The 1,363-nt window shown below is 38.2% G+C and carries 1 protein-coding gene and 1 tRNA gene; one reads left to right on the top strand and one right to left on the bottom strand.

The window, feature by feature from the left end; genetic code table 11:
* Window positions 1-8: 8 nt before the first annotated feature.
* Window positions 9-85 (bottom strand) — tRNA-Met (locus tag AC1DPQ_RS27825).
* Between the two features lie 1,116 nt (window positions 86-1,201).
* On the opposite strand from AC1DPQ_RS27825, the gene AC1DPQ_RS27820 reads away from it, so the two are divergent.
* Window positions 1,202-1,363 (top strand): START-like domain-containing protein (locus AC1DPQ_RS27820; RefSeq protein WP_477611578.1); only part of this gene is annotated, 162 nt, incomplete at its 3' end.

Here is a 1,363-nt window from a genome sequence, read left to right as displayed (position 1 = left end):
GCCCACTATGGTAGCGGGGAGCAGGATCGAACTGCCGACCTCAGGGTTATGAATCCTGCGCTCTAACCATCTGAGCTACCCCGCCGGGTAATATTTACTAAATAACGTAAATATCGATGTGGTTATTTTTAAGAGTTGCAAATATAGAATAAATATACATTCTATTAAAAAGAAATGTGAAAAATACTATAAAGCCTTATTGCTCAGTAAATTTGATTGTTTTTAAGAGGCTGTAATCGTTATTTGAGCCCTTAGGGGAGCCTGTTTTTAGAAGTAGATAACACCACAAAGGGCAGCATTTTGGCGGATACCGCAGAATTAACCGCATTTCTGGTCTTAGCATATGATCAAACCTATTGCTTACGGTATGTGCGAAAGATATTTCAGCTGGCCATTTGTGCTCATAAAATTGATGGTTTCAAAGATTGATTACCCCCTGGTGCTACCAAGTCATCCCCAAGGTAACTTTTTCCATAGCTGATATTCGCGAATCCTTTACCTTTTAGGTAATAAATTAGGTAACCCCAGGGTAAAGAAAAGGTAACCGTGGGGTAACCCTGGGGTTAACTTGGTGTACAGAAAGGGTAAACAAGTGGTAAACAAAGGGTAAAGAATAGGTAGAGAAAGGTAAACAAGGGGGGTAGAGAAAGGTAAACAACATTTTGCCTGTCCTACACTGAAATAATTTCAACAATTACCCGCCTTTCTTAACCATATAAGACATATAAGGTTCATATAAGTTCAATCGAAACTTAAATGGACTAAAATTCCTTATGTGGTGAAAGACCTGTACGCCTGCTTTTATAGCAGATTTAATAGTTTTCTTTATCTCCCGCAAAGTGGTCAGCTACGTAGCATCTTTTTCTTAACTACATAAGGTTTATATAAGCATTGGATTTTTTATTGGTTAGTATTGCGGATGTTGAGCAGAAATTAGGAGTCGATTAATCAACTACCCGCCCTGCGTTCGTCGTCAAAATAGCCTTCTGGCATGAAGTAACGAGGGGAATGACCACTGACGAATGAACTAATGACCAATGAACTGATGCACCAATAACCATTGAACCAATGGCAAATGAACCACTGAGCCTGCACCTTGAACCAATAAAAATTATATTGTTGCAGATATAGAATAAATTACCTTTCTTTAGAAAAATAATATTAAAAAATAGTCCGGAAATTATCCTGGTAGTGTACTAACATGGCAGAAAAGAAAAAATTTACACTAGAGTACGAAGTTAGATCGTCACCAAGAATATTGTATAGTTTTATAAGTGAGCCAAACGGCTTATCGCAATGGTTTGCGGACGATGTGAATTTTCGCGATCAGGTATATACTTTTACCTGGGACGATGAGCAGCAA

The organism is Pedobacter sp. 01T416_2, assembly GCF_056398925.1.
This window is presented reverse-complemented; position numbering and strand designations above follow the sequence as displayed.